Here is an 18073-nt window from a genome sequence, read left to right on the forward strand (position 1 = left end):
GCTGCGTGGCGCTGTCGGTTTTGCAGGCACAGGCATACTATGCGCGCCATGCAAATACCTTCTGATCACCCGCTGCTGTTACGTATCGTCGACGACCTGGCCGAGCGCGGCTGGTCGCAGCAGAACCTCTTCCTGCCGGACGCGCTGACCCGTGCCCTGGCGGCCGAATGCCGCCAGCGTGCCGCCGAGGGTGAGCTGGCTCCGGCAGCGGTCGGACGCGGGCCGTTCTCGGAGATTCGCGAAGGGATTCGAGGTGATCGCATCCAGTGGATCGAACCCGGCCAGGCGCCAGCCTGCGACCGTTACCTGGCGCTGATGGACAGCCTGCGCGAGGCGATGAATCGCGGGTTGTTCCTGGGGTTGGAAGATTTCGAAAGTCATTTCGCCCTGTACCCGCCCGGTGCGTTCTACCTCAAGCACGTCGACCGCTTCCGCGATGACGATCGACGCGCGGTGTCTGCGGTGCTCTACCTCAACGACGATTGGCTGCCGGAGCACGGCGGCCAGTTGCGCATGTATCTGGAGGATGGCGTGGAGCGTGACGTGGTGCCCACCGGTGGTTGCCTGGTGGTGTTCCTGTCGGGGGAGATCCCCCATGAAGTACTGCCGGCCACCCGGGATCGCCTGTCCTTGACGGGGTGGTTCCGACGCCGCGGCAACGAGTTGTTCTGACGATGGAAAAGATCCTGGTCAGTCGCTGCCTGCTCGGCCATCGCGTGCGCTACGACGGTGGTGCCAGCGGTCCGTACGATCAACTCCGGCACTGGCTCGACGAAGGCCGGATCGTGGCGCTGTGCCCGGAAGTCGCTGGCGGCCTGCCCACGCCCCGGGCGGCGGCGGAGATTCCCGGCGGGCAGGGCGGACAAGTGCTCGACGGCCACGCAGCGGTGATCACTACCGACGGTGAAGATGTCAGTGCGCAGTTTTTGTCAGGCGCGTATCAAGCGCTGGAACAGGTGCGTGAACACGGCATCCGTATCGCTGTGCTCAAGGCCAACAGTCCGTCGTGCGGCAATCTGCTGACCTATGACGGGACGTTCAGCGGTGTGAAGGTCAGCGGCGAAGGTGTGACGGCGGCGTTGCTCAAGCGCCATGGCGTGCAAGTGTTCAGCGAGCTGGAGTTGGCTGAAGCGGCGGCGGCCCTCAAGGCCTTGAACAACGATTGATGGATTGCTTTTGTGGCGAGGGAGCTTGCTCCCGCTGGGCCACGAAGTGGCCCCGAAATGCTGAAGCGCGGTAGGCCTGACACACCAAGGTGTCAGGTTTTGGGGTTGCTTCGCAACCCAGCGGGAGCAAGCTCCCTCGCCACAGGTCTTGTGTGCTTGCCAGAGGGTTTTGTGTCGCTTAGAGCTCCTCGGCCAACTGCTCGATCAGCTCCTGTCGCTCTGCCTGGCTCAACCGCGCCTGGGGATTGAGGGATGACCATTGCGGATGCGCCCGGGCCTTGTTCAGGGCGTCGGGCAGCTTGCCCTCGCGCCAGGACTTGTCCTGGGGCGTGGCGATGCGGATGCTGTCCATCGCCGCGTGGCCGCGCAGGTTGAGGGCCTGCAGCAATTGTCGTTGGCGCAGGGCCAGCAGGCGCAGCACGCCATCGTCCACCGTCAGTTCCCGTTGCCCCTTGAGCTTGCCCATCAGCCGGTTGCCGTAGCTGCGGGCGGTTTGCAGGGTGCCGCCGACAATGGCCCCGGCCAGGGCAGCGGCACCGAGGGTCAGGCCACCCACCAGCAAATCCACGCCGGCACCGGCCGCCGCGCCTGCCGCGATTCCGCCGCCGACGCGTACGCCCAGCTGCTTGAGGGTTTCGGGGTTGAACAAATCATCGCCCCAGCGTCCATCGAGCAGCGGCAGGTCGCTGGCGGCAGCGTCCTGGGAGCGGAACGCGTAGAGCTTGAGCAGGGCCTCGACGCAGCGCTGTTCGCGCTGACGCACCGCGTTGCGCAGCTCACTGATGGCCTCGCGTTCCAGCTCGGCATCACTGGCCACGCTGCGTCGGCAGGCGGCGCAGTCGATCAGCAATTCGGCGATCAAGCGCGCCGCGCTCTGCTGGCGGGCCAGGCGTTGGGCCTGTTGATCGGCGACCAGTCGTTCCAGTTGCCCGCGGGCGCTTTCCAGCAACAACGCGAGGCTTTCATACAGGCGCCGCTCGCCGTCCTCGGGCGGGGCGACGCTGTCGAAGCGCACCAGGGCGTGCAATCCCAATCGCGCCAGGGCTTCACGCCAGTCGGGCTCGCGATGGTGGGCGCTGCTGACGAAATTCAACACCGGCAACAGCGGCTTGCCACAACTGGCGAGGACTTCCAATTCATCGCGGTACTTGGCCAGCACCGGCTCACGAGCATCGATCACATACAGTCCGGCGTCGCTGGCGAGCAGTTGCCGCAGCACCTTGGCTTCCTGTTCGAAGCGTTGCCGCGCCTCGCTGCCCTCGAGGAAGCGAGCCAGGCGCGCCGGGCCGTCCAGGCGTTCGCCAGGGCGCTCCAGGCGCTCGAGATAATCGAGCAGGGCGATGGCGTCTTCCAGGCCCGGCGTGTCGTACAGCTCCAGCAGCGCTTCGCCGTCCACCGACAAACGTGCGCCCTCGACGTGCCGGGTGGTGCTCGGACGGTGGGACACCTCTCCGAAGCCGACGTCGCGGGTCAAAGTCCGCAGCAGCGAAGTCTTGCCCACGTTGGTGTGGCCGACCACGGCCAGCTTCAACGGCTTCATGGGTTCAGTCATGGCCGGTCTCCAGCCAGTTCAAGGGCATGCAGTCGGCGAAGGGCAGTTGCAACTGGTGCAGCGCGTTGTGCCAGTCGCCCAGGCGTTCGGCGTCCAGGGCTTCGCCGAGCGGGGCCTGCAACAGCCAGACGCGGGTGGCGCTGGCGCTGCGGGCCAGCTCGGCGATCAGCGCCAGGCTGCCCCGGTCTGGTGAACGGCGGGGGTCACAGGCAATGGCCAGGCGTGCGGGTGGAAAGCGCGACAATTGTTCCAGGAGTTTGTGGCGCGACTCGCGACTGTCGAGGATGCCGGCGCTTTTCACGGTGTCGGGCAGTTTGGGCGGCCAGGGCCGATCGTCCAGTTCGATCGCCACCAGCAGCGCGCCGTCGCTGTCCATCGCGCCGACGGCACTTTCGATGGGGGGCAACTGCGCGGGCGCGGCGTCGTTGACGCCCAGGCGTTCGCTGCTGGGCATCAGCCGTTCACGCAATTGGGCGTAGCCCGGCAGGTTCAAATCCAGGTGCAATGTGGCGCGACCGCGTCGCCAGCGCCACAGGCACAGCAGCGCCAGGCCCAGGCGCGGCAGCACGCCATAGACCAGCAGCACGCCGACCAGCCAGGCGGCCCAGGCCTGGCGGGCGCTCTCGATGTCCAGGGCGCCGTCGCCGCTGGCGCGGATCATCTCCACGGTCGGCACACTGAAGCCCAACAGGGCAGGCAGCGCGCCGAGGCCTCGGGTCATGGCGACGAAGGTCTCGCTGCCGAGGAGGGTGGTTTCCCAGACAAAGCCATAGCGCCGGGTCGCCATCAGCATCAGTAGAATGACCAGCGCGCTGAGCATCGCCAGCAGCCACACGCCGTTGACCAGCGCACCGAGGGCCCAGCGATTGAGCTTGTGCCGTTGCAGCAACAGCAGCAGGGCCGGTGCCAGTTGGGCGGCCTTGGCATCGCGGGCGAGTTTTTCGCTGAGCCACAGCCACAGGCGCCCCAGCGCGGCACCTTGCTCGCCCGCGAAGATCAGGCCCAGGACCCAACCGACAAGCAGGATCAGGTTCAGCCCCAGAAGACTGCCCAGGGCCCAGAACACATTGACCGGTGTTTGCCCATCGCCGAGGGCGGCGAACCCGAGGCCGGCGCCGCTGACGATGGCGAGCACCACCAGCACGATCAGCGCCAGGCGCGCCCCTTGCAGCCAATGGCGAAGGGCTTGGGTGAGGCCATCGCGCTCGGCCAGCCAGCGGGCGCGGTGGCGGATGCGGGTGGAAAGATCGCCGCCTGCCGCGCGGGCCAGGCGATTGGCTTCCTGATCCTCGAGCGGGCCGGCGTGTTCTTCACGCAGGCGGATCGTCTCGGTCAACCAGAGGTTCTGCAGTGCTATCACGGGGGCTTCCGTTGCTCGAATGAGGGTTGAGCATAACCGCTGTGATGCCTGTCGGGGTACGCCGGGCCTCTGGTATCCTCGCGGCCATGAACAAAACTCTCCCCTTAAGCCTGATCGCAGCCCTCGGTGAAAACCGGGTGATCGGCGTCGACAACAGCATGCCCTGGCACCTGCCGGGGGATTTCAAATACTTCAAGGCCACCACCTTGGGCAAGCCGATCATCATGGGGCGCAAGACCTGGGATTCCCTCGGTCGACCGCTGCCCGGGCGCCTGAACATCGTGGTCAGTCGTCAGCCGGACCTGGTGCTGGAAGGCGCGGAAGTGTTTTCCACCTTGGAGGCCGCGGTGGCGCGGGCCGAGGCCTGGGCACTGGAGCAGGGCGTCGATGAGCTGATGTTGATCGGCGGCGCCCAGCTGTACGCCCAGGCCCTGGCGCAGGCGGATCGGCTGTACCTGACCCGCGTGGCGCTGAGCCCGGAGGGGGATGCCTGGTTTCCGGAATTTGATTCGAGCCAGTGGGCGTTGGTCTCGAACCAGCCGAACCCGGCTGAAGGGGACAAGCCGGCCTACACCTTCGAAGTATGGGAAAAGCTTTAAAAGCATCGCGAGCAAGCTCGCTCCCACATGGATTGCCAGTGATCACCAATACTGTGTCCACTGAAGATTCAGTGTGGGAGCGAGCTTGCTCGCGATAGCGATCGTTCAGGTGCCACCCATCAAGCCTGCACCAACTCCCCATGCTCCTCGGCATCGAGCAAGGCCTTGTCAGTCTGCTGCATCACCTGGCTGGTAATCGCCCCGGCGGTGATCGAGCCACTGACGTTCAACGCCGTACGGCCCATGTCGATCAACGGCTCGACGGAAATCAGCAAGGCCACCAGCGCGACCGGCAAGCCCATGGCCGGCAGCACGATCAGCGCGGCGAACGTCGCGCCGCCACCGACCCCGGCCACCCCGGCTGAACTCAACGTCACGATCGCCACCAGCGTTGCGATCCAGACCGGATCCAGCGGGTTGATGCCCACGGTCGGCGCGACCATCACCGCCAGCATGGCCGGATAAAGGCCGGCGCAACCGTTCTGGCCGATGGTGGCGCCGAACGAGGCGCTGAAGCTGGCAATCGCCCGTGGGATGCCGAGGCGGCTGGTCTGGGCTTCGATGCTCAACGGGATGGTGGCCGCGCTGGAGCGGCTGGTGAAGGCGAAGGTCAGCACCGGCCAGATCTTGCGGAAGAAGCGCAGCGGGTTGATCCCGGCAGCGGACACCAACAGGCCATGGACCACGAACATCAGGCCCAGCCCGAGGTACGACACCACGACAAAACTGCCGAGCTTGATGATGTCCTGCAGGTTGGAGCCGGCCACCACCTTGGTCATCAGCGCCAGCACACCGTACGGCGTCAGCTGCATCACCAGGCGTACCAGGCGCGTCACCCAGCTTTGCAGGGTGTCGATGGCGTTGATCACTTTCTGGCCTTTCTCCACGTCATCCTTGAGCAACTGCAACGCCGCGACACCGAGGAACGCGGCGAAGATCACCACGCTGATGATCGACGTCGGCTTGGCCCGCGCCAGGTCGGCAAAGGGGTTCTGCGGAATGAACGAAAGCAGCAGTTGCGGGATGTTCAGGTCGGCGACCTTGCCGGCGTAGTCGCTCTGGATCACTTGCAGGCGCGCCAGTTCCTGGGTGCCGGCCACCAGGCCTTCGGCGGTGAGGCCGAACAGGTTGGTCAGGCCGATGCCGATCAGCGCGGCGATGGCGGTGGTGAACAACAGGGTGCCAATGGTCAGGAAGCTGATCTTGCCCAGGGACGAGGCGTTGTGCAGGCGGGCCACGGCGCTGAGGATCGACGCGAAGACCAACGGGATCACGATCATTTGCAGCAATTGCACGTAGCCGTTGCCCACCAGGTCGAACCAGCCGATCGAGGCCTTGAGGACCGGGTTGCCGGCGCCATAAATCGTGTGCAGGGCGATACCGAACACCACGCCGAGCACCAGTGCCAACAGCACTTTCCTGGCCAGGCTCCAGGTACTGTGACGGGTTTGCGCCAGGCCGAACAGCAAGGCGAGGAATACCAGCAGATTGAGGATCAGCGGCAGATTCATCAAAAGAGCTCCATCAGACTTGTGCCAGTCGCCTGAAGCCGCGACTGCGAACCGGGGAGCCTAACAGCCTGATAACTAATGAATTAATACTAAAAAAGCATGTAGATTGTCGTTTATGGAATAAGGCAGTGACGTTTACGGATACGCGGCTGGCGTGATCAAGATGTAAGCGGTCGCCCACAGGCGAGGACTGTCACAAGCATTTGTTAGCGTCGGATTCTTTGAACCCGGGAGAAATGCCGATGAAACTCGCACCTCGTTTTCTCGCTGTCGCCTTGAGTCTTGGCCTGGCCGGCCAGGTGCTCGCCACCGAACTCAAGCACTGGCCGGCGGAACAGGCCAAGGCCCTGGACGCGATGATCGCGGCCAACGCCAACAAGGGTAACTACGCGGTGTTCGACATGGACAACACCAGTTACCGCTACGACCTTGAGGAGTCGTTGCTGCCGTTCATGGAGAACAAGGGCCTCATCACCCGGGAAAGCCTGGACCCGTCCTTGAAGCTGATGCCGTTCAAGGACACGGCCGATCACAAGGAAAGCCTGTTCAGTTATTACTACCGCCTGTGCGAAGTGGACGACATGGTCTGCTACCCGTGGGTGGCCCAGGTGTTCTCGGGCTTCACGCTCAAGGAGCTCAAGGGCTATGTCGATGAGCTGATGGCGTCCGGCAAGCCGGTGCCGACCACCTATTACGATGGCGACAAGGTGGTCCAGTACAACGTCAACCCGCCGAAAGTCTTCACCGGCCAGGCCGAGCTGTACAACAAACTGATGGAAAACGGCATCGAGGTCTATGTCATGACCGCCGCTTCCGAAGAGCTGGTACGCATGGTCGCCGCAGACCCTAAATACGGCTACAACCTCAAGCCGCAGAACGTGATCGGCGTGACCACGCTGCTCAAGGACCGCAAGACCGGCGAACTGACCACCGCCCGCAAGCAGATCACCGCGGGCAAATATGACGAGAAGGCCAACCTCGGCCTGGAGTACACGCCTTACTTGTGGACCCCGGCGACCTGGATGGCCGGCAAGCACGCGGCGATCCTGACGTACATCGACGAGTGGAAAAAACCGGTGCTGGTGGCTGGCGACACGCCGACCAGTGACGGCTACATGCTGTTTCACGATGTGGACGTGGCCAAGGGCGGCATCCACCTGTGGGTCAACCGCAAGGACAAGTACATGACTCAGATCAACGGCATGATGGCCAAGCACGCCGCGGCCCAGGCCAAGGAAGGACTGCCGGTGACGGCGGACAAGAACTGGGTGATCGTCAAGCCGGAAGATATCCAGTAAGCCCCACCCCCCTTGTGGGAGCGAGCTTGCTCGCGATGGCGTCGGCTCAGCAGCATCCTTGTTGGCTGACACACCGCCATCGCGAGCAAGCTCGCTCCCACATTCGATTGTCGGTGTGCTCAGGATTTGCGCTCATCGCAAAAAAAATGCCCCGCACTTGGCGGGGCATTTTTTATTGCAACGAACGACGCTTACAGGCCGTCAAGCATCGCCTTGTTACGCACCGCACCCTTGTCGGCGCTGGTGGCGAGCAGGGCGTAGGCCTTGAGGGCCGTGGTGACTTTGCGCGGACGCACTTCCACCGGCTTCCAGCCCTTGTTGTCCTGTTCGATGCGGCGCCCGGCCAGTTCTTCGTCGCTGATCAACAGGTTGATCGAGCGGTTCGGAATGTCGATCAGGACCTTGTCACCATCGCGCACCAGGCCGATGGCACCGCCAGCCGCCGCTTCCGGCGAAGCGTGGCCGATGGACAGGCCCGAGGTGCCGCCGGAGAACCGACCGTCGGTCAGCAGGGCGCAGGCTTTGCCCAGGCCTTTGGACTTCAGGTAGGACGTCGGGTAGAGCATTTCCTGCATGCCCGGGCCGCCTTTCGGACCTTCGTAGCGAATGATCACGATGTCGCCGGCCTTCACTTCGTCGGCGAGGATGCCGCGCACCGCGCTGTCCTGGCTTTCGAAAATCTTGGCGTTGCCTTCGAACACATGGATCGACTCGTCGACGCCAGCGGTTTTCACCACGCAGCCGTCCAGGGCGATGTTGCCGTAGAGCACGGCCAGGCCGCCCTCCTTGGAGTAAGCGTGCTCGACGCTACGGATGCAGCCGTTTTCACGGTCGTCGTCCAGCGTCTCCCAGCGGGTCGACTGGCTGAACGCGGTTTGCGTCGGGATGCCTGCCGGGCCGGCCTTGAAGAAGTGATGCACGGCCTCGTCGGTGGTCTGGGTGATGTCCCACTTGGCGATGGCTTCGGCCATGCTCTTGCTGTGCACGGTCGGCAGGTCGGTGTGCAACAGGCCGCCACGGGCCAGGGAGCCGAGGATGCTGAAGATCCCGCCGGCGCGGTGCACATCTTCCATGTGGTACTTCTGGATGTTCGGCGCGACCTTGCACAGTTGCGGCACATGACGGGACAGGCGGTCGATGTCGCGCAGGTCGAAATCGATCTCGGCTTCCTGGGCGGCGGCCAGCAAGTGCAGGATGGTGTTGGTGGAACCGCCCATGGCGATGTCCAGGGTCATGGCGTTCTCGAACGCCTTGAAGTTGGCGATGTTGCGCGGCAACACCGACTCGTCGTTTTCGCCGTAGTAGCGCTTGCACAGCTCGACGATGGTCCGGCCGGCCTGCAGGAACAACTGCTCGCGATCGCTGTGGGTGGCCAGGGTCGAACCGTTGCCCGGCAGGGCCAGGCCCAGGGCTTCGGTCAGGCAGTTCATCGAGTTGGCGGTGAACATGCCGGAGCACGAACCGCAGGTCGGGCAGGCGCTGCGCTCGTATTCGGCAACCTTCTCGTCAGAGGCGCTGGAGTCGGCGGCGACCACCATGGCATCGACCAGGTCGAGGCCGTGGCTGGCGAGCTTGGTCTTGCCCGCTTCCATCGGGCCGCCGGAAACGAAGATCACCGGGATGTTCAGGCGCAGGGCGGCCATGAGCATGCCCGGGGTGATCTTGTCGCAGTTGGAAATGCACACGATGGCGTCGGCGCAGTGGGCGTTGACCATGTATTCGACGGAGTCGGCGATGATCTCGCGGCTCGGCAGCGAATACAGCATGCCGTCGTGGCCCATGGCGATGCCGTCGTCCACGGCGATGGTGTTGAATTCCTTGGCAACGCCGCCGACGCGTTCAATTTCCCGGGCAACCAGTTGGCCGAGGTCCTTGAGGTGGACGTGGCCGGGTACGAACTGGGTGAAGGAGTTGGCAATGGCGATGATCGGCTTCTTGAAGTCGTCATCCTTCATCCCCGTGGCACGCCACAAGGCACGGGCGCCGGCCATGTTGCGGCCATGGGTGGATGTTTTCGAGCGGTAATCAGGCATGGAGCACTCCGGGCGGCTAATCAGGTACTTATCAGGTATCAATGGGGAAGTGAGCTTCTGTCGACGTCTGGAGCACCCGGGTTTGGCCGTGTGTCCGGAAGTGGCCGATGACTTTGCAGGATCGCTGCGCGCCTCGGCATGAGCTCATAAACCCGCCGGGGATGAATGGCGATGAATGCCACGATTCTACACCGCTGGCGCCAGGATGAAATGACGCAAAGCGCTGATCGGGCGCTAATGTCGTGCATGGGATGACGACTGGCAGGGTTCAGCCGGCCAACAGCCCCCTGTCACGCTGCCGGACCAGGGCATTGAGCGCCAGCCCCAGCAGGCTGAGCAAGACCAGGCACAAGGCCAGGGTGAGCTGCAAGTCCAGCGGGGTGAGGCTGATCGCGGCACTGGTCAGCCCGCCGACGATGAAGATCAGCACACTGCCGGCGGAGGCGGATGTGCCGGCCCGCTCGGGAAATCTGTTCATGGCTTGGGTGTGGGCGGCTGCGCGGGCGATGGTCGTCCCGGTGGTGCACACGATCATGGGCAGCAACAGGGTGGTGACTGACAACCCCAGTTGATTGGCAAGCCCCAGCATCAGCAGGCCTGCGGCGAGGATCAGGGCCAGTCCCGTGATGATTTGCGTCTGTGGATCGATTCGATTGCTCAGCGCGGACGCTACCGCGCCCCCGCCGATGTAAGCCAGCCCATAGCCCAGCAGCGCCAGGGAAAAAGCCTCGGGGGAGAGGCGCAACTGGTCGATCAGGACCAGCGGCGAAATGACGATGAACGAAAAATGGCAGGAAAAAGCCAGCGCCGAGGTTAACCAATAGGCCATGAAGCTGAAGTCGCCGCAGACCTTTCGATAGGATGCGATGAAGTCCAGGCGCCTGGGTTGGCTGTCTGCCACAGGGCGTTGAAGTAAACGACTGGCGCTGATGAATGCACCGATGGCCAGGGCAATGAACACCAGGAAGCTGCCTCGCCAGCCCATCCAGCTTTGCAGCCCGGTGCCGGCCAGGGGCGAAACGGAAATGAAAATCCCCCCGCAGGTGACCAGAAAGATTCGCAGGCGCTGCTGTTCCCGACCGGTGAACAGGTCTTGGATCAGCGCTTGGGACAGCACGAAGCAACCGCATCCCAGGGCCTGGACGACACGCAAGAACAGAAAGGCCCCGTAACCGTCGGCGAGCACGCAACCGGCGGCTCCCACGGCGGAAACGGCGATCCCGATCAACAGCAGGGTTTTTCGTCCCATGACGTCGGAGAGCGGGCCGACCAGCAGTTGGGAAAGGGCAATTCCCACCGCGAACAGGCTGACAGACAAGGCAATGTCCGCCGATGAGCGTTCAAAATGCTCGGATAGGGCGGGGAACGAGGGCAGCACGACATCGATGGGAAAGACGCCGAGCAGTGTCAGCGTCAGCAACAAGCCGACGGTGGCCGGTTTGCGGGCAGCCGGACGATTTTGCGGATCAGTCATTGACGAGGTCCAAGACGTACCTGAGGGGGCGCTTTCAATCCTAATGCGTCATGTCCGCCGGGCGCCGGGGAGATTGAGTAGGAAGGTTCTGGTAATTGCGTGGGAGTTCTCCTGTGGACTTATTTCAGACGTGCAAAAAAAATCGCAGCCGAGGCCGCGATCAGAGTGCGATTCGAGTGCGCGGGGCGCAGCGCTACGGCACTGGCCCCGCCCGGTGTCAGCTGTTGGGCAACAACCGGCAGGTGATGCTCTTGATGTAGCGGGTCTCGGCGATGGCCGGGTGTACCGGGTGGTCTGGTCCCTGGCCGCCGCGTTCGAGCAGTTGGATGTTGCGGTCCAGATGACGGGCGCTGGTCAGCAGGATGTTTTGCAGGTCGTCTTCGGGCAGGTGCATCGAGCACGACGCGCTGACCAGGATGCCGTCCTTGCTGAGCAGGCGCATGGCTTGCTCGTTGAGACGGCGATAGGCGCCTTCGCCGTTCTTCAGGTCTTTCTTGCGCTTGATGAAGGCCGGTGGGTCGGCCACGATCACATCGAAACGTTCTTCGCTGGCCTTGAGCTCCTTCAGGGCCTCGAACACGTCGCCTTCGATGCAGGTCAGCTTCTCGGCGAAGCCGTTCAACGCGGCGTTGCGCTCGACACCGTCGAGGGCGAAGGCCGAGGCATCGACGCAGAATACTTCACTGGCGCCGAACGCCGCGGCTTGCACGCCCCAGCCGCCGATGTAGCTGAACAGGTCCAGCACGCGCTTGCCCTTGGCGTACGGAGCCAGGCGTGCACGGTTCATGCGGTGGTCGTAGAACCAGCCGGTTTTCTGGCCTTCCATGACCGGCGCTTCGAACTTCACGCCGTTCTCTTCCAGGGCCACCCATTCCGGCACCAGGCCGAACACGGTCTCGACGTAGCGGTTCAGGCCCTCGGCGTCACGGGCCGCGGAGTCGTTCTTGAACAGGATGCCGCTGGGCTTGAGCACCTGGGTCAGGGCGGCGATCACGTCGTCCTTGTGGGCTTCCATGGTGGCCGAGGCGATCTGCACCACCAGGATGTCGCCGAAACGGTCGACCACCAGGCCTGGCAACAGGTCGGAATCACCGTAGACCAGTCGATAGAACGGCTTGTCGAACAGCCGTTCGCGCAGGGACAACGCCACGTTGAGGCGATGCACCAGCAGGGACTTGTCCAGCGGCAACTTCGCGTCACGGGACAGCAGCCGGGCGCAGATCAGGTTGTTGGGGCTCATCGCAACGATGCCCAACGGCTTGCCGCCGGCGGCTTCGAGGATGGCCTGGTCGCCAGCCTTGAAGCCGTGCAGGGGCGTGGCGGCCACATCGATTTCGTTGCTGTAGACCCACAGGTGGCCGGCGCGCAGGCGACGGTCGGCGTTGGCTTTGAGGCGCAGGCTAGGCAGGGACATGACGTCGCTCCGGAAAAAAGAGCGGGAGTATACCGTGTTGCAACCTTGGCGGGGCTTGCGCTGGACATGTGGCGAGGAAGCGGGCGCCCTCGCCACGGTATCGTGCAGGCTTCAAGCGGACAACGCGCTGAGCAACTCGCGGTTGAACGCCGGAATGTCATCGGGCTGGCGACTGCTGATCAACGTGCCGTCCTTGACCACTTCCTGGTCGACCCAGTTCGCGCCGGCGTTGACCAAGTCATCCTTGAGGGTCTTGTAGCTGGTCATGGTCTTGCCCTTGACCAGCCCGCTCGACGCCAGCAACCAGCCGCCATGGCAAATCACCGCAATGGGCTTGCCCGCCGCCTCGAAGCCCTTGACCAGTTTCTGGGCGTCGGGATCGATGCGGATGGTGTCGGAGTTCTGCACGCCACCGGGCAGCACTACGGCGTCGTACTGGTCGACATTGGCGGCCTTGAAGGTCAGGTCGATCGGGAAGTCGTCGGCCGGCTGGTCATGGTTCCAGCCTTTGACCTGGCCTTCGCGGGCCGAAACGATGTCCACCTTGACGCCGGCCTGTTCCAGCGCCTGCTGGGGGCCGGTCAGTTCGGCCTGTTCAAAACCGTCGGTCACCAGGATGGCGACACGTTTGTTGTTCAGGAAACCAGACATGGAAAAATCTCCTCAAGCTGAGTGGTCGGGCTGCCGACTCAAGCCTGTATGCAGGCTTGGCTGTCGGCCCTGTAAAGTCCGAAGCCGATGCCTGAAGGAAAGTTCCGCCGATCTACCCGGCGGTGTATCGGATCCATCTTTAAGGGTTAGAATCCCCGCCTGACCCAGAGTGTGCACTCATGTCCAAAGAACTTTCCGCCGAACAGATCCAACAGTCCCTGCAAGGGATCAGTGTGCCGCCCCAGCCGCAGATCATGGTGGATCTGCAGATGGAGCAGTACATGCCCGACCCGGACCTGGAGACCATCGCCAAGTTGATCTCCCAGGACCCGGGGCTCTCGGGAGCCTTGCTCAAGATCGTCAACTCGCCCTATTACGGCCTGCGCAACAAGATCACCTCGATCCAGCGCGCGGTGAACCTGCTGGGCAGCCGTTCGATCATCAACCTGATCAATGCGCAGTCGATCAAGGGTGAGCTGCACGATGACACCATCGTCACCCTGAACCGTTTCTGGGATACGGCCCAGGACGTGGCGATGACCTGCCTGACCCTGGCCAAGCGCGTCGGCCTGGAGAACGGTGACGAAGCCTATGCCCTGGGGTTGTTCCACGACTGTGGCGTGCCGTTGATGCTCAAGCAGTTCCCCAACTACATGAGCGTGCTGGAGGAGGCCTACGCCAGTGCCAGCGCCGAGTGCCGGGTGGTGGACACCGAGAACCGCGTGTTCAATACCAACCATGCGGTGGTCGGTTACTACACTTCCAAATCCTGGCGCCTGCCCGATCACGTCAGCCAGGCGATCGCCAACCACCACAACGCCCTGGCGGTCTTCAGCGACGAGTCTTCACGCAACAACAGCCAGCTGAAAAACCTGCTGGCGATCTTGAAAATGTCCGAGAACATCTGTGCGTCCCACCGGGTGCTGGGCAACCAGGCCGAAGACCACGAGTGGGATAGCGTCGGGAGCCTGGTGCTCGACTACATCGGTTTGTCGGAATACGACTTCCAGACCCAGAAACAGGAAATTCGCGACCTCGCCTCTCGTTGAGTGCGCGGCGTCGCCTGACGCGAGAACCTCATGCCAGAACTGCCGGAAGTCGAAACCACCCGTCGCGGTATCGCGCCCCATCTTGAAGGCCAGCGGGTCAGTCGCGTGGTGGTCCGTGACCGCCGCCTGCGCTGGCCGATCCCGGAAGATCTCGACGTGCGGCTCTCGGGCCAGCGCATCGTGCAGGTGGAGCGGCGGGCCAAGTACCTGCTGATCAATGCCGAGGTCGGCACGTTGATCAGCCATCTGGGCATGTCCGGTAACCTGCGCCTGGTGGAGGTGGGCATGCCCGCCCTCAAGCACGAACACGTGGACATCGAGCTGGAGTCCGGCCTGGCCTTGCGCTACACCGACCCGCGGCGTTTCGGCGCGATGCTCTGGAGCCTCGACCCACTCAATCACGAGCTGTTGATTCGCCTCGGCCCTGAGCCACTGACCGACCTGTTCGATGGCGAACGGCTGTTCCAGCTGTCGCGGGGGCGTTCCATGGCGGTCAAGCCGTTCATCATGGATAACGCGGTGGTGGTGGGGGTGGGCAATATCTATGCGACCGAGGCGCTGTTCGCCGCCGGGATCGACCCGCGCCGGGCCGCCGGAGGTATTTCCCGGGCGCGTTACCTGAAGCTGGCGATCGAGATCAAGCGCATCCTCGCCCATGCCATCGAGCGCGGCGGCACCACGCTGCGGGATTTTATCGGTGGGGACGGCCAGCCCGGCTATTTCCAGCAGGAGCTGTTCGTCTACGGCCGGGGCGGGGAATTGTGCAAGGTCTGTGGCACGGGGTTGCGGGAAATCCGCCTGGGCCAGCGCGCCAGTGTCTGGTGCCCACGCTGCCAGAGCTGATTCGTCCGACGGTCTATAGTCAGTAGTCATATTGATTTAGCCGAAGGATCGCCCGATGAAACCGCTTCGACCTGTCGTTCTAGCGCTGCTGCTGAGTGTCGGTTTGCCTGCCCTGGCAAACAGCGGCAGCGGCGACCCGCGCTACACCATCCAGAATCCGCCGGCCTTCGCCATGCTCGGCGACCTGCTGATCGCCCGCCCGCTGCTGCTCGCCGCTACGGTGATCGGGGCTGGGGCATTCGTGGTGTCGTTGCCCTTTACCGCCCTGGGCGGCGGGGTCGGCGATGCGGGGAAGGCGTTGGTGGTGGACCCGGCCAGGGCCACGTTCGTGCGGTGCCTGGGGTGTGTGGGGGAGGGGTTTGAGCGGCAGGAGTGAGGCAGGCAACTGAAGCTTGGTGCTGCTGATGGCCTCATCGCGAGCAAGCTCGCTCCCACAGGGGTCTGCTGTGGTTACACCATTCGTGCCTGAAGCAAAGCTCCTGTGGGAGCGAGCTTGCTCGCGATGGGGGCTGTTGGGGCCGCCCAAAAGCTCAATCCTTGCCAGTAATCCTGCGATATTTCGCCATCAACTGCTCTTCAGTTTCCGGATGAGCCTCGTCCAGCGGGATGCAATCCACCGGGCAAACCTGCTGGCACTGGGGTTCGTCGTAATGGCCGACGCACTGGGTGCACAGGTTCGGGTCGATGACGTAGATTTCCTCGCCTTGGGAAATGGCCTCGTTCGGGCATTCGGGTTCGCAGACGTCGCAATTGATGCAGTCGTCGGTGATGATCAGGGACATGCAGGCTCCTGCCGGGGCGTTGGGCCCGGGCATCTGAAAACGTATGGGCGCAATTGTGCCGCATTGGCGAGCGCAGTGCACGCGGGCGCGATGGACTGCGTTGCGCTGCGAGGTGGCTCGCAGCGCTTGCCGGTCATTTCTTGAAGCGCAGGGTCAGCGCATCGGCCACGGCCGGGTGGACAAACTTGGTGATATCACCGCCCAACGCCGCGATTTCCCGGACCAGGGTCGAGGAAATGAAGGAATAGCGCTCCGACGGCGTCAGGAACAGGCTCTCGACGTCCGGTGCCAATTGGCGGTTCATGTTGGCCAGTTGGAACTCGTACTCGAAGTCCGAGACCGCACGCAGGCCGCGCAGGAACACATTGGCGTTCTTTTCCTTGGCGAAGTGGGCCAAAAGCGTCGAGAAGCCGACCACTTCCACGTTGGGCAGGTGCTTGGTGACCTCGCGGGCCAGTTCCACACGTTGCTCCAGCGGGAACAGCGGGTTCTTCTTCGGGCTGGCGGCGACGGCAATGATCACGTGGTCGAACAGGCGCGCGGCGCGTTCGACCAGATCGCCATGGCCCTTGGTAATAGGGTCGAAGGTACCTGGGTACAACACTCGGTTCATCGCGTCGTCCTGGCGGGAGTCCGTTGGGGAGTCGGATGGTATCGCAGCCTTCTCGGTCGGCCAAGTCGGCTGTTGGATAAGAAAGCACTATAGACGCTGCGAATAATCCGGATATTCATGGGTTTTTCAGGCGTTCGGCCAGGGCTGTCGCCAATTGTGCGGTCAGCCCGTACACCGATAATTGCGGGTTGGCGCCGATGCTGGTGGGGAACAGCGAGCCGTCATGGATCGACAGGTTGCCCAGTTGGTGATGGCGCCCCAGGCTGTCGGTGACGGCGGTTCTCGGGTCTTCACCCATGGCGCAGCCACCCATCACGTGGGCGCTGCCCAGGCGCGTGCGGTACAAGGCCAGGTCAAGCCCGTCGATCAGCGTGCGGGCCTCGGCCAGGGTCTTCACGTAGCGGGCATCGCTGTGCAGCGGCATCACCGCCTTGGCGCCGCCGGCGAATTGTATTTCGGCCATGCTGTGGAAGGCCCGGCGCAAGCCGTCCCAGGTATACGGCGAAACGGGGTAGTCGAGCACGGGCGCGCCATCGCTGCGCAACTCGACACGGCCGCCGGGGCTGTCCGGGTGAAAGCCGTCGCGCAGCAGCGCGAGCATGGCGTGGGTGTGAGGCAGCCGAGACATGTGCAAGGCGTTCTCGGGGCCGAACCCGCTCAACAGCGTGGCGGCGAGCGCCGGATGCAAGGGCGGGACTTCGAGCTTGTAGGACATCTTGCCGGTGGTTCCGTCCTGCCATTGGAAGTGATCCGAATAAATCGATTGCGGCGCACCGTAGAACGGGTTGATGACCTCGTCGAATTGCCCGGCGGACATGTTCACCAGGTGCAGGAAGGTGCGCTTGCCCACACGTTCGTGCGGGTCTGGGGCAGCGGAGCGCAACAGCAGGCCGGGGCTGTTGATACCGCCGCCCGCCAGCACGTAGTGCCGCGCCTTGACGGTGATGCGCCGCCCACTGGGCGCCACGCAGCGCTCGTCCATGGCCTGGCACTCGAGGCCGACGACGGCATCGTTCTTGATCGTCAGGCGCTCGGCCCGCGCCAGGTAAAGCAGCGCGCCACCCTTGTCCAGTGTGGCCGGGATGGTGGTGACCAGCATCGACTGCTTGGCGTTGGTCGGGCAGCCCATGCCGCAATAGCCCAGGTTCCAGCAGCCGCGGACGTTGCGCGGGATGACGTGCCAGGCGTAGCCCAATTGTTCGCAGCCTTTGCGGATCACGTCGTTGTTGGCGTTGGGCGGAACCAGCCACGGCGCCACGCCCAGGCGTTGTTCCATCTGCGCAAACCAGGGCGCCATTTCAGCGCGGCCGTGACCCTTGACGTTGTGCTCGGCGGCCCAGTGATCGAGGGTCTGGTCGGGCGTGCGGAAGCTGGAGGTCCAATTGATCAGCGTCGTGCCACCGACGGCCCGGCCCTGGAGAATGGTGATGGCGCCGTCCTTGCTCATGCGTCCGAGGCCTTCCTGGTACAGGCTGCTGTAGGCCTGGTCTTCGAGCAGCTTGAAGTCATGACTGGTCTTGAGCGGCCCTTCCTCGATCAGTAACACCCGGTAGCCGGCAGCACTGAGGATTTCCGCCGTGGTGCCGCCACCGGCACCGCTGCCGACGATGGCCACGTCGGCTTCCAGGGTCAGGTCCTCGGTCAATTGCGCGCCGTTGTAGGTGGTCCAGCCACGGGCCAGGCCTTCGCGGAAGGGATCGGGTACGGGCATGTTCTGGGCTCTCTTAT

At 63.7% G+C, this 18073-nt stretch carries 17 protein-coding genes; 7 read left to right on the forward strand and 10 right to left on the reverse strand.

Annotated features, from left to right (window positions below; all coding sequences use genetic code 11):
- The first annotated feature begins 39 nt into the window (after nt 1–39).
- Nucleotides 40–672: a 2OG-Fe(II) oxygenase gene (locus BLO80_RS08445; protein ID WP_092329627.1), complete on the forward strand. Its 633-nt coding sequence runs from the start codon at nt 40–42 to the stop codon at nt 670–672.
- A gap of 2 nt (nt 673–674) precedes the next feature.
- On the forward strand, nt 675–1166 hold the full coding sequence (locus tag BLO80_RS08450) for a 2-thiouracil desulfurase family protein (protein ID WP_092203126.1): 492 nt from the start codon (nt 675–677) through the stop codon (nt 1164–1166).
- Between the two features lie 178 nt (nt 1167–1344).
- On the opposite strand, the gene BLO80_RS08455 is transcribed toward BLO80_RS08450, so the two are convergent.
- Both BLO80_RS08455 and BLO80_RS08460 read right to left on the reverse strand, forming a co-directional pair.
- Entirely contained in the window at nt 1345–2718 is a 1374-nt protein-coding gene (locus tag BLO80_RS08455; protein ID WP_092329629.1) for a GTPase/DUF3482 domain-containing protein, read from the reverse strand.
- Nucleotides 2711–4078 (reverse strand): DUF2868 domain-containing protein, encoded by a 1368-nt coding sequence (locus tag BLO80_RS08460; RefSeq protein ID WP_092329631.1) that lies wholly within the window; start codon nt 4076–4078, stop codon nt 2711–2713. The genes BLO80_RS08455 and BLO80_RS08460 overlap by 8 nt, the downstream gene beginning before the upstream one ends.
- 86 nt (nt 4079–4164) lie before the next feature.
- Here BLO80_RS08460 and BLO80_RS08465 point away from each other — a divergent pair, with 86 nt between their 5' ends.
- Nucleotides 4165–4677: a dihydrofolate reductase gene (locus BLO80_RS08465; protein ID WP_092329816.1), complete on the forward strand. Its 513-nt coding sequence runs from the start codon at nt 4165–4167 to the stop codon at nt 4675–4677.
- Between the two features lie 119 nt (nt 4678–4796).
- Here the strand turns inward: BLO80_RS08465 and BLO80_RS08470 are convergent, their stop codons facing one another.
- Complete coding sequence (locus tag BLO80_RS08470; protein ID WP_092329633.1) at nt 4797–6188, reverse strand: L-cystine transporter; 1392 nt, start codon at nt 6186–6188, stop codon at nt 4797–4799.
- A 242-nt stretch (nt 6189–6430) separates the two neighbouring features.
- Here BLO80_RS08470 and BLO80_RS08475 point away from each other — a divergent pair, with 242 nt between their 5' ends.
- Nucleotides 6431–7486 (forward strand): HAD family hydrolase, encoded by a 1056-nt coding sequence (locus BLO80_RS08475; protein WP_092329635.1) that lies wholly within the window; start codon nt 6431–6433, stop codon nt 7484–7486.
- A 191-nt stretch (nt 7487–7677) separates the two neighbouring features.
- Here the strand turns inward: BLO80_RS08475 and ilvD are convergent, their stop codons facing one another.
- The 4 genes from ilvD to BLO80_RS08495 all read right to left on the reverse strand — a co-directional run bounded on the left by ilvD (nt 7678) and on the right by BLO80_RS08495 (nt 13058).
- Nucleotides 7678–9519 carry a dihydroxy-acid dehydratase gene (ilvD, locus tag BLO80_RS08480; RefSeq protein ID WP_092329637.1) on the reverse strand — a complete coding sequence of 614 codons (1842 nt, stop codon included), beginning with the start codon at nt 9517–9519 and terminating at the stop codon, nt 7678–7680.
- Nucleotides 9520–9787: 268 nt separating this feature from the next.
- On the reverse strand, nt 9788–10993 hold the full coding sequence (locus BLO80_RS08485; RefSeq protein ID WP_092329639.1) for an MFS transporter: 1206 nt from the start codon (nt 10991–10993) through the stop codon (nt 9788–9790).
- Nucleotides 10994–11210: 217 nt separating this feature from the next.
- The gene (locus BLO80_RS08490; protein WP_092329641.1) at nt 11211–12407 is read right to left on the reverse strand and encodes a class I SAM-dependent rRNA methyltransferase; all 1197 of its coding nucleotides are present in this window, start codon (nt 12405–12407) and stop codon (nt 11211–11213) included.
- A gap of 111 nt (nt 12408–12518) precedes the next feature.
- Nucleotides 12519–13058: a type 1 glutamine amidotransferase domain-containing protein gene (locus BLO80_RS08495; RefSeq protein WP_092329643.1), complete on the reverse strand. Its 540-nt coding sequence runs from the start codon at nt 13056–13058 to the stop codon at nt 12519–12521.
- A gap of 233 nt (nt 13059–13291) precedes the next feature.
- Between BLO80_RS08495 and BLO80_RS08500 the strand changes: the two genes are divergently transcribed.
- The 3 genes from BLO80_RS08500 to BLO80_RS08510 are packed head-to-tail and all read left to right on the forward strand — an operon-like array spanning nt 13292 to nt 15326.
- The gene (locus tag BLO80_RS08500; protein ID WP_175459469.1) at nt 13292–14107 is read left to right on the forward strand and encodes an HDOD domain-containing protein; all 816 of its coding nucleotides are present in this window, start codon (nt 13292–13294) and stop codon (nt 14105–14107) included.
- 30 nt (nt 14108–14137) lie between these two features.
- Nucleotides 14138–14950: a bifunctional DNA-formamidopyrimidine glycosylase/DNA-(apurinic or apyrimidinic site) lyase gene (mutM, locus tag BLO80_RS08505; RefSeq protein WP_053188961.1), complete on the forward strand. Its 813-nt coding sequence runs from the start codon at nt 14138–14140 to the stop codon at nt 14948–14950.
- A 55-nt stretch (nt 14951–15005) separates the two neighbouring features.
- The gene (locus BLO80_RS08510) at nt 15006–15326 is read left to right on the forward strand and encodes a hypothetical protein (RefSeq protein WP_060740179.1); all 321 of its coding nucleotides are present in this window, start codon (nt 15006–15008) and stop codon (nt 15324–15326) included.
- A 154-nt stretch (nt 15327–15480) separates the two neighbouring features.
- On the opposite strand, the gene BLO80_RS08515 is transcribed toward BLO80_RS08510, so the two are convergent.
- From BLO80_RS08515 to BLO80_RS08525, 3 genes are all read right to left on the reverse strand, one after another.
- Nucleotides 15481–15732 (reverse strand): YfhL family 4Fe-4S dicluster ferredoxin, encoded by a 252-nt coding sequence (locus BLO80_RS08515; protein WP_016489663.1) that lies wholly within the window; start codon nt 15730–15732, stop codon nt 15481–15483.
- Nucleotides 15733–15865: 133 nt separating this feature from the next.
- Nucleotides 15866–16345 carry a pantetheine-phosphate adenylyltransferase gene (coaD, locus tag BLO80_RS08520; protein WP_003177462.1) on the reverse strand — a complete coding sequence of 160 codons (480 nt, stop codon included), beginning with the start codon at nt 16343–16345 and terminating at the stop codon, nt 15866–15868.
- A 115-nt stretch (nt 16346–16460) separates the two neighbouring features.
- On the reverse strand, nt 16461–18056 hold the full coding sequence (locus BLO80_RS08525) for a GMC family oxidoreductase (RefSeq protein WP_092329647.1): 1596 nt from the start codon (nt 18054–18056) through the stop codon (nt 16461–16463).
- Between the last annotated feature and the right edge of the window lie 17 nt (nt 18057–18073).

This window comes from Pseudomonas sp. NFACC56-3 (assembly GCF_900100025.1).
GTDB lineage: Bacteria > Pseudomonadota > Gammaproteobacteria > Pseudomonadales > Pseudomonadaceae > Aquipseudomonas > Aquipseudomonas fluorescens_AA.

Coding starts and splice junctions, on each gene's coding strand:
- coaD (WP_003177462.1), bottom strand. CDS start 16,345: ATGAACCGAGTGTTGTACCCAGGTACCTTCGACCCTATTACCAAGGGC.
- ilvD (WP_092329637.1), bottom strand. CDS start 9,519: ATGCCTGATTACCGCTCGAAAACATCCACCCATGGCCGCAACATGGCC.
- BLO80_RS08475 (WP_092329635.1), top strand. CDS start 6,431: ATGAAACTCGCACCTCGTTTTCTCGCTGTCGCCTTGAGTCTTGGCCTG.
- BLO80_RS08510 (WP_060740179.1), top strand. CDS start 15,006: ATGAAACCGCTTCGACCTGTCGTTCTAGCGCTGCTGCTGAGTGTCGGT.
- BLO80_RS08485 (WP_092329639.1), bottom strand. CDS start 10,993: ATGACTGATCCGCAAAATCGTCCGGCTGCCCGCAAACCGGCCACCGTC.
- BLO80_RS08455 (WP_092329629.1), bottom strand. CDS start 2,718: ATGACTGAACCCATGAAGCCGTTGAAGCTGGCCGTGGTCGGCCACACC.
- BLO80_RS08450 (WP_092203126.1), top strand. CDS start 675: ATGGAAAAGATCCTGGTCAGTCGCTGCCTGCTCGGCCATCGCGTGCGC.
- BLO80_RS08465 (WP_092329816.1), top strand. CDS start 4,165: ATGAACAAAACTCTCCCCTTAAGCCTGATCGCAGCCCTCGGTGAAAAC.
- BLO80_RS08490 (WP_092329641.1), bottom strand. CDS start 12,407: ATGTCCCTGCCTAGCCTGCGCCTCAAAGCCAACGCCGACCGTCGCCTG.
- BLO80_RS08515 (WP_016489663.1), bottom strand. CDS start 15,732: ATGTCCCTGATCATCACCGACGACTGCATCAATTGCGACGTCTGCGAA.
- BLO80_RS08445 (WP_092329627.1), top strand. CDS start 40: ATGCGCGCCATGCAAATACCTTCTGATCACCCGCTGCTGTTACGTATC.
- BLO80_RS08470 (WP_092329633.1), bottom strand. CDS start 6,188: ATGAATCTGCCGCTGATCCTCAATCTGCTGGTATTCCTCGCCTTGCTG.
- BLO80_RS08495 (WP_092329643.1), bottom strand. CDS start 13,058: ATGTCTGGTTTCCTGAACAACAAACGTGTCGCCATCCTGGTGACCGAC.
- BLO80_RS08525 (WP_092329647.1), bottom strand. CDS start 18,056: ATGCCCGTACCCGATCCCTTCCGCGAAGGCCTGGCCCGTGGCTGGACC.
- mutM (WP_053188961.1), top strand. CDS start 14,138: ATGCCAGAACTGCCGGAAGTCGAAACCACCCGTCGCGGTATCGCGCCC.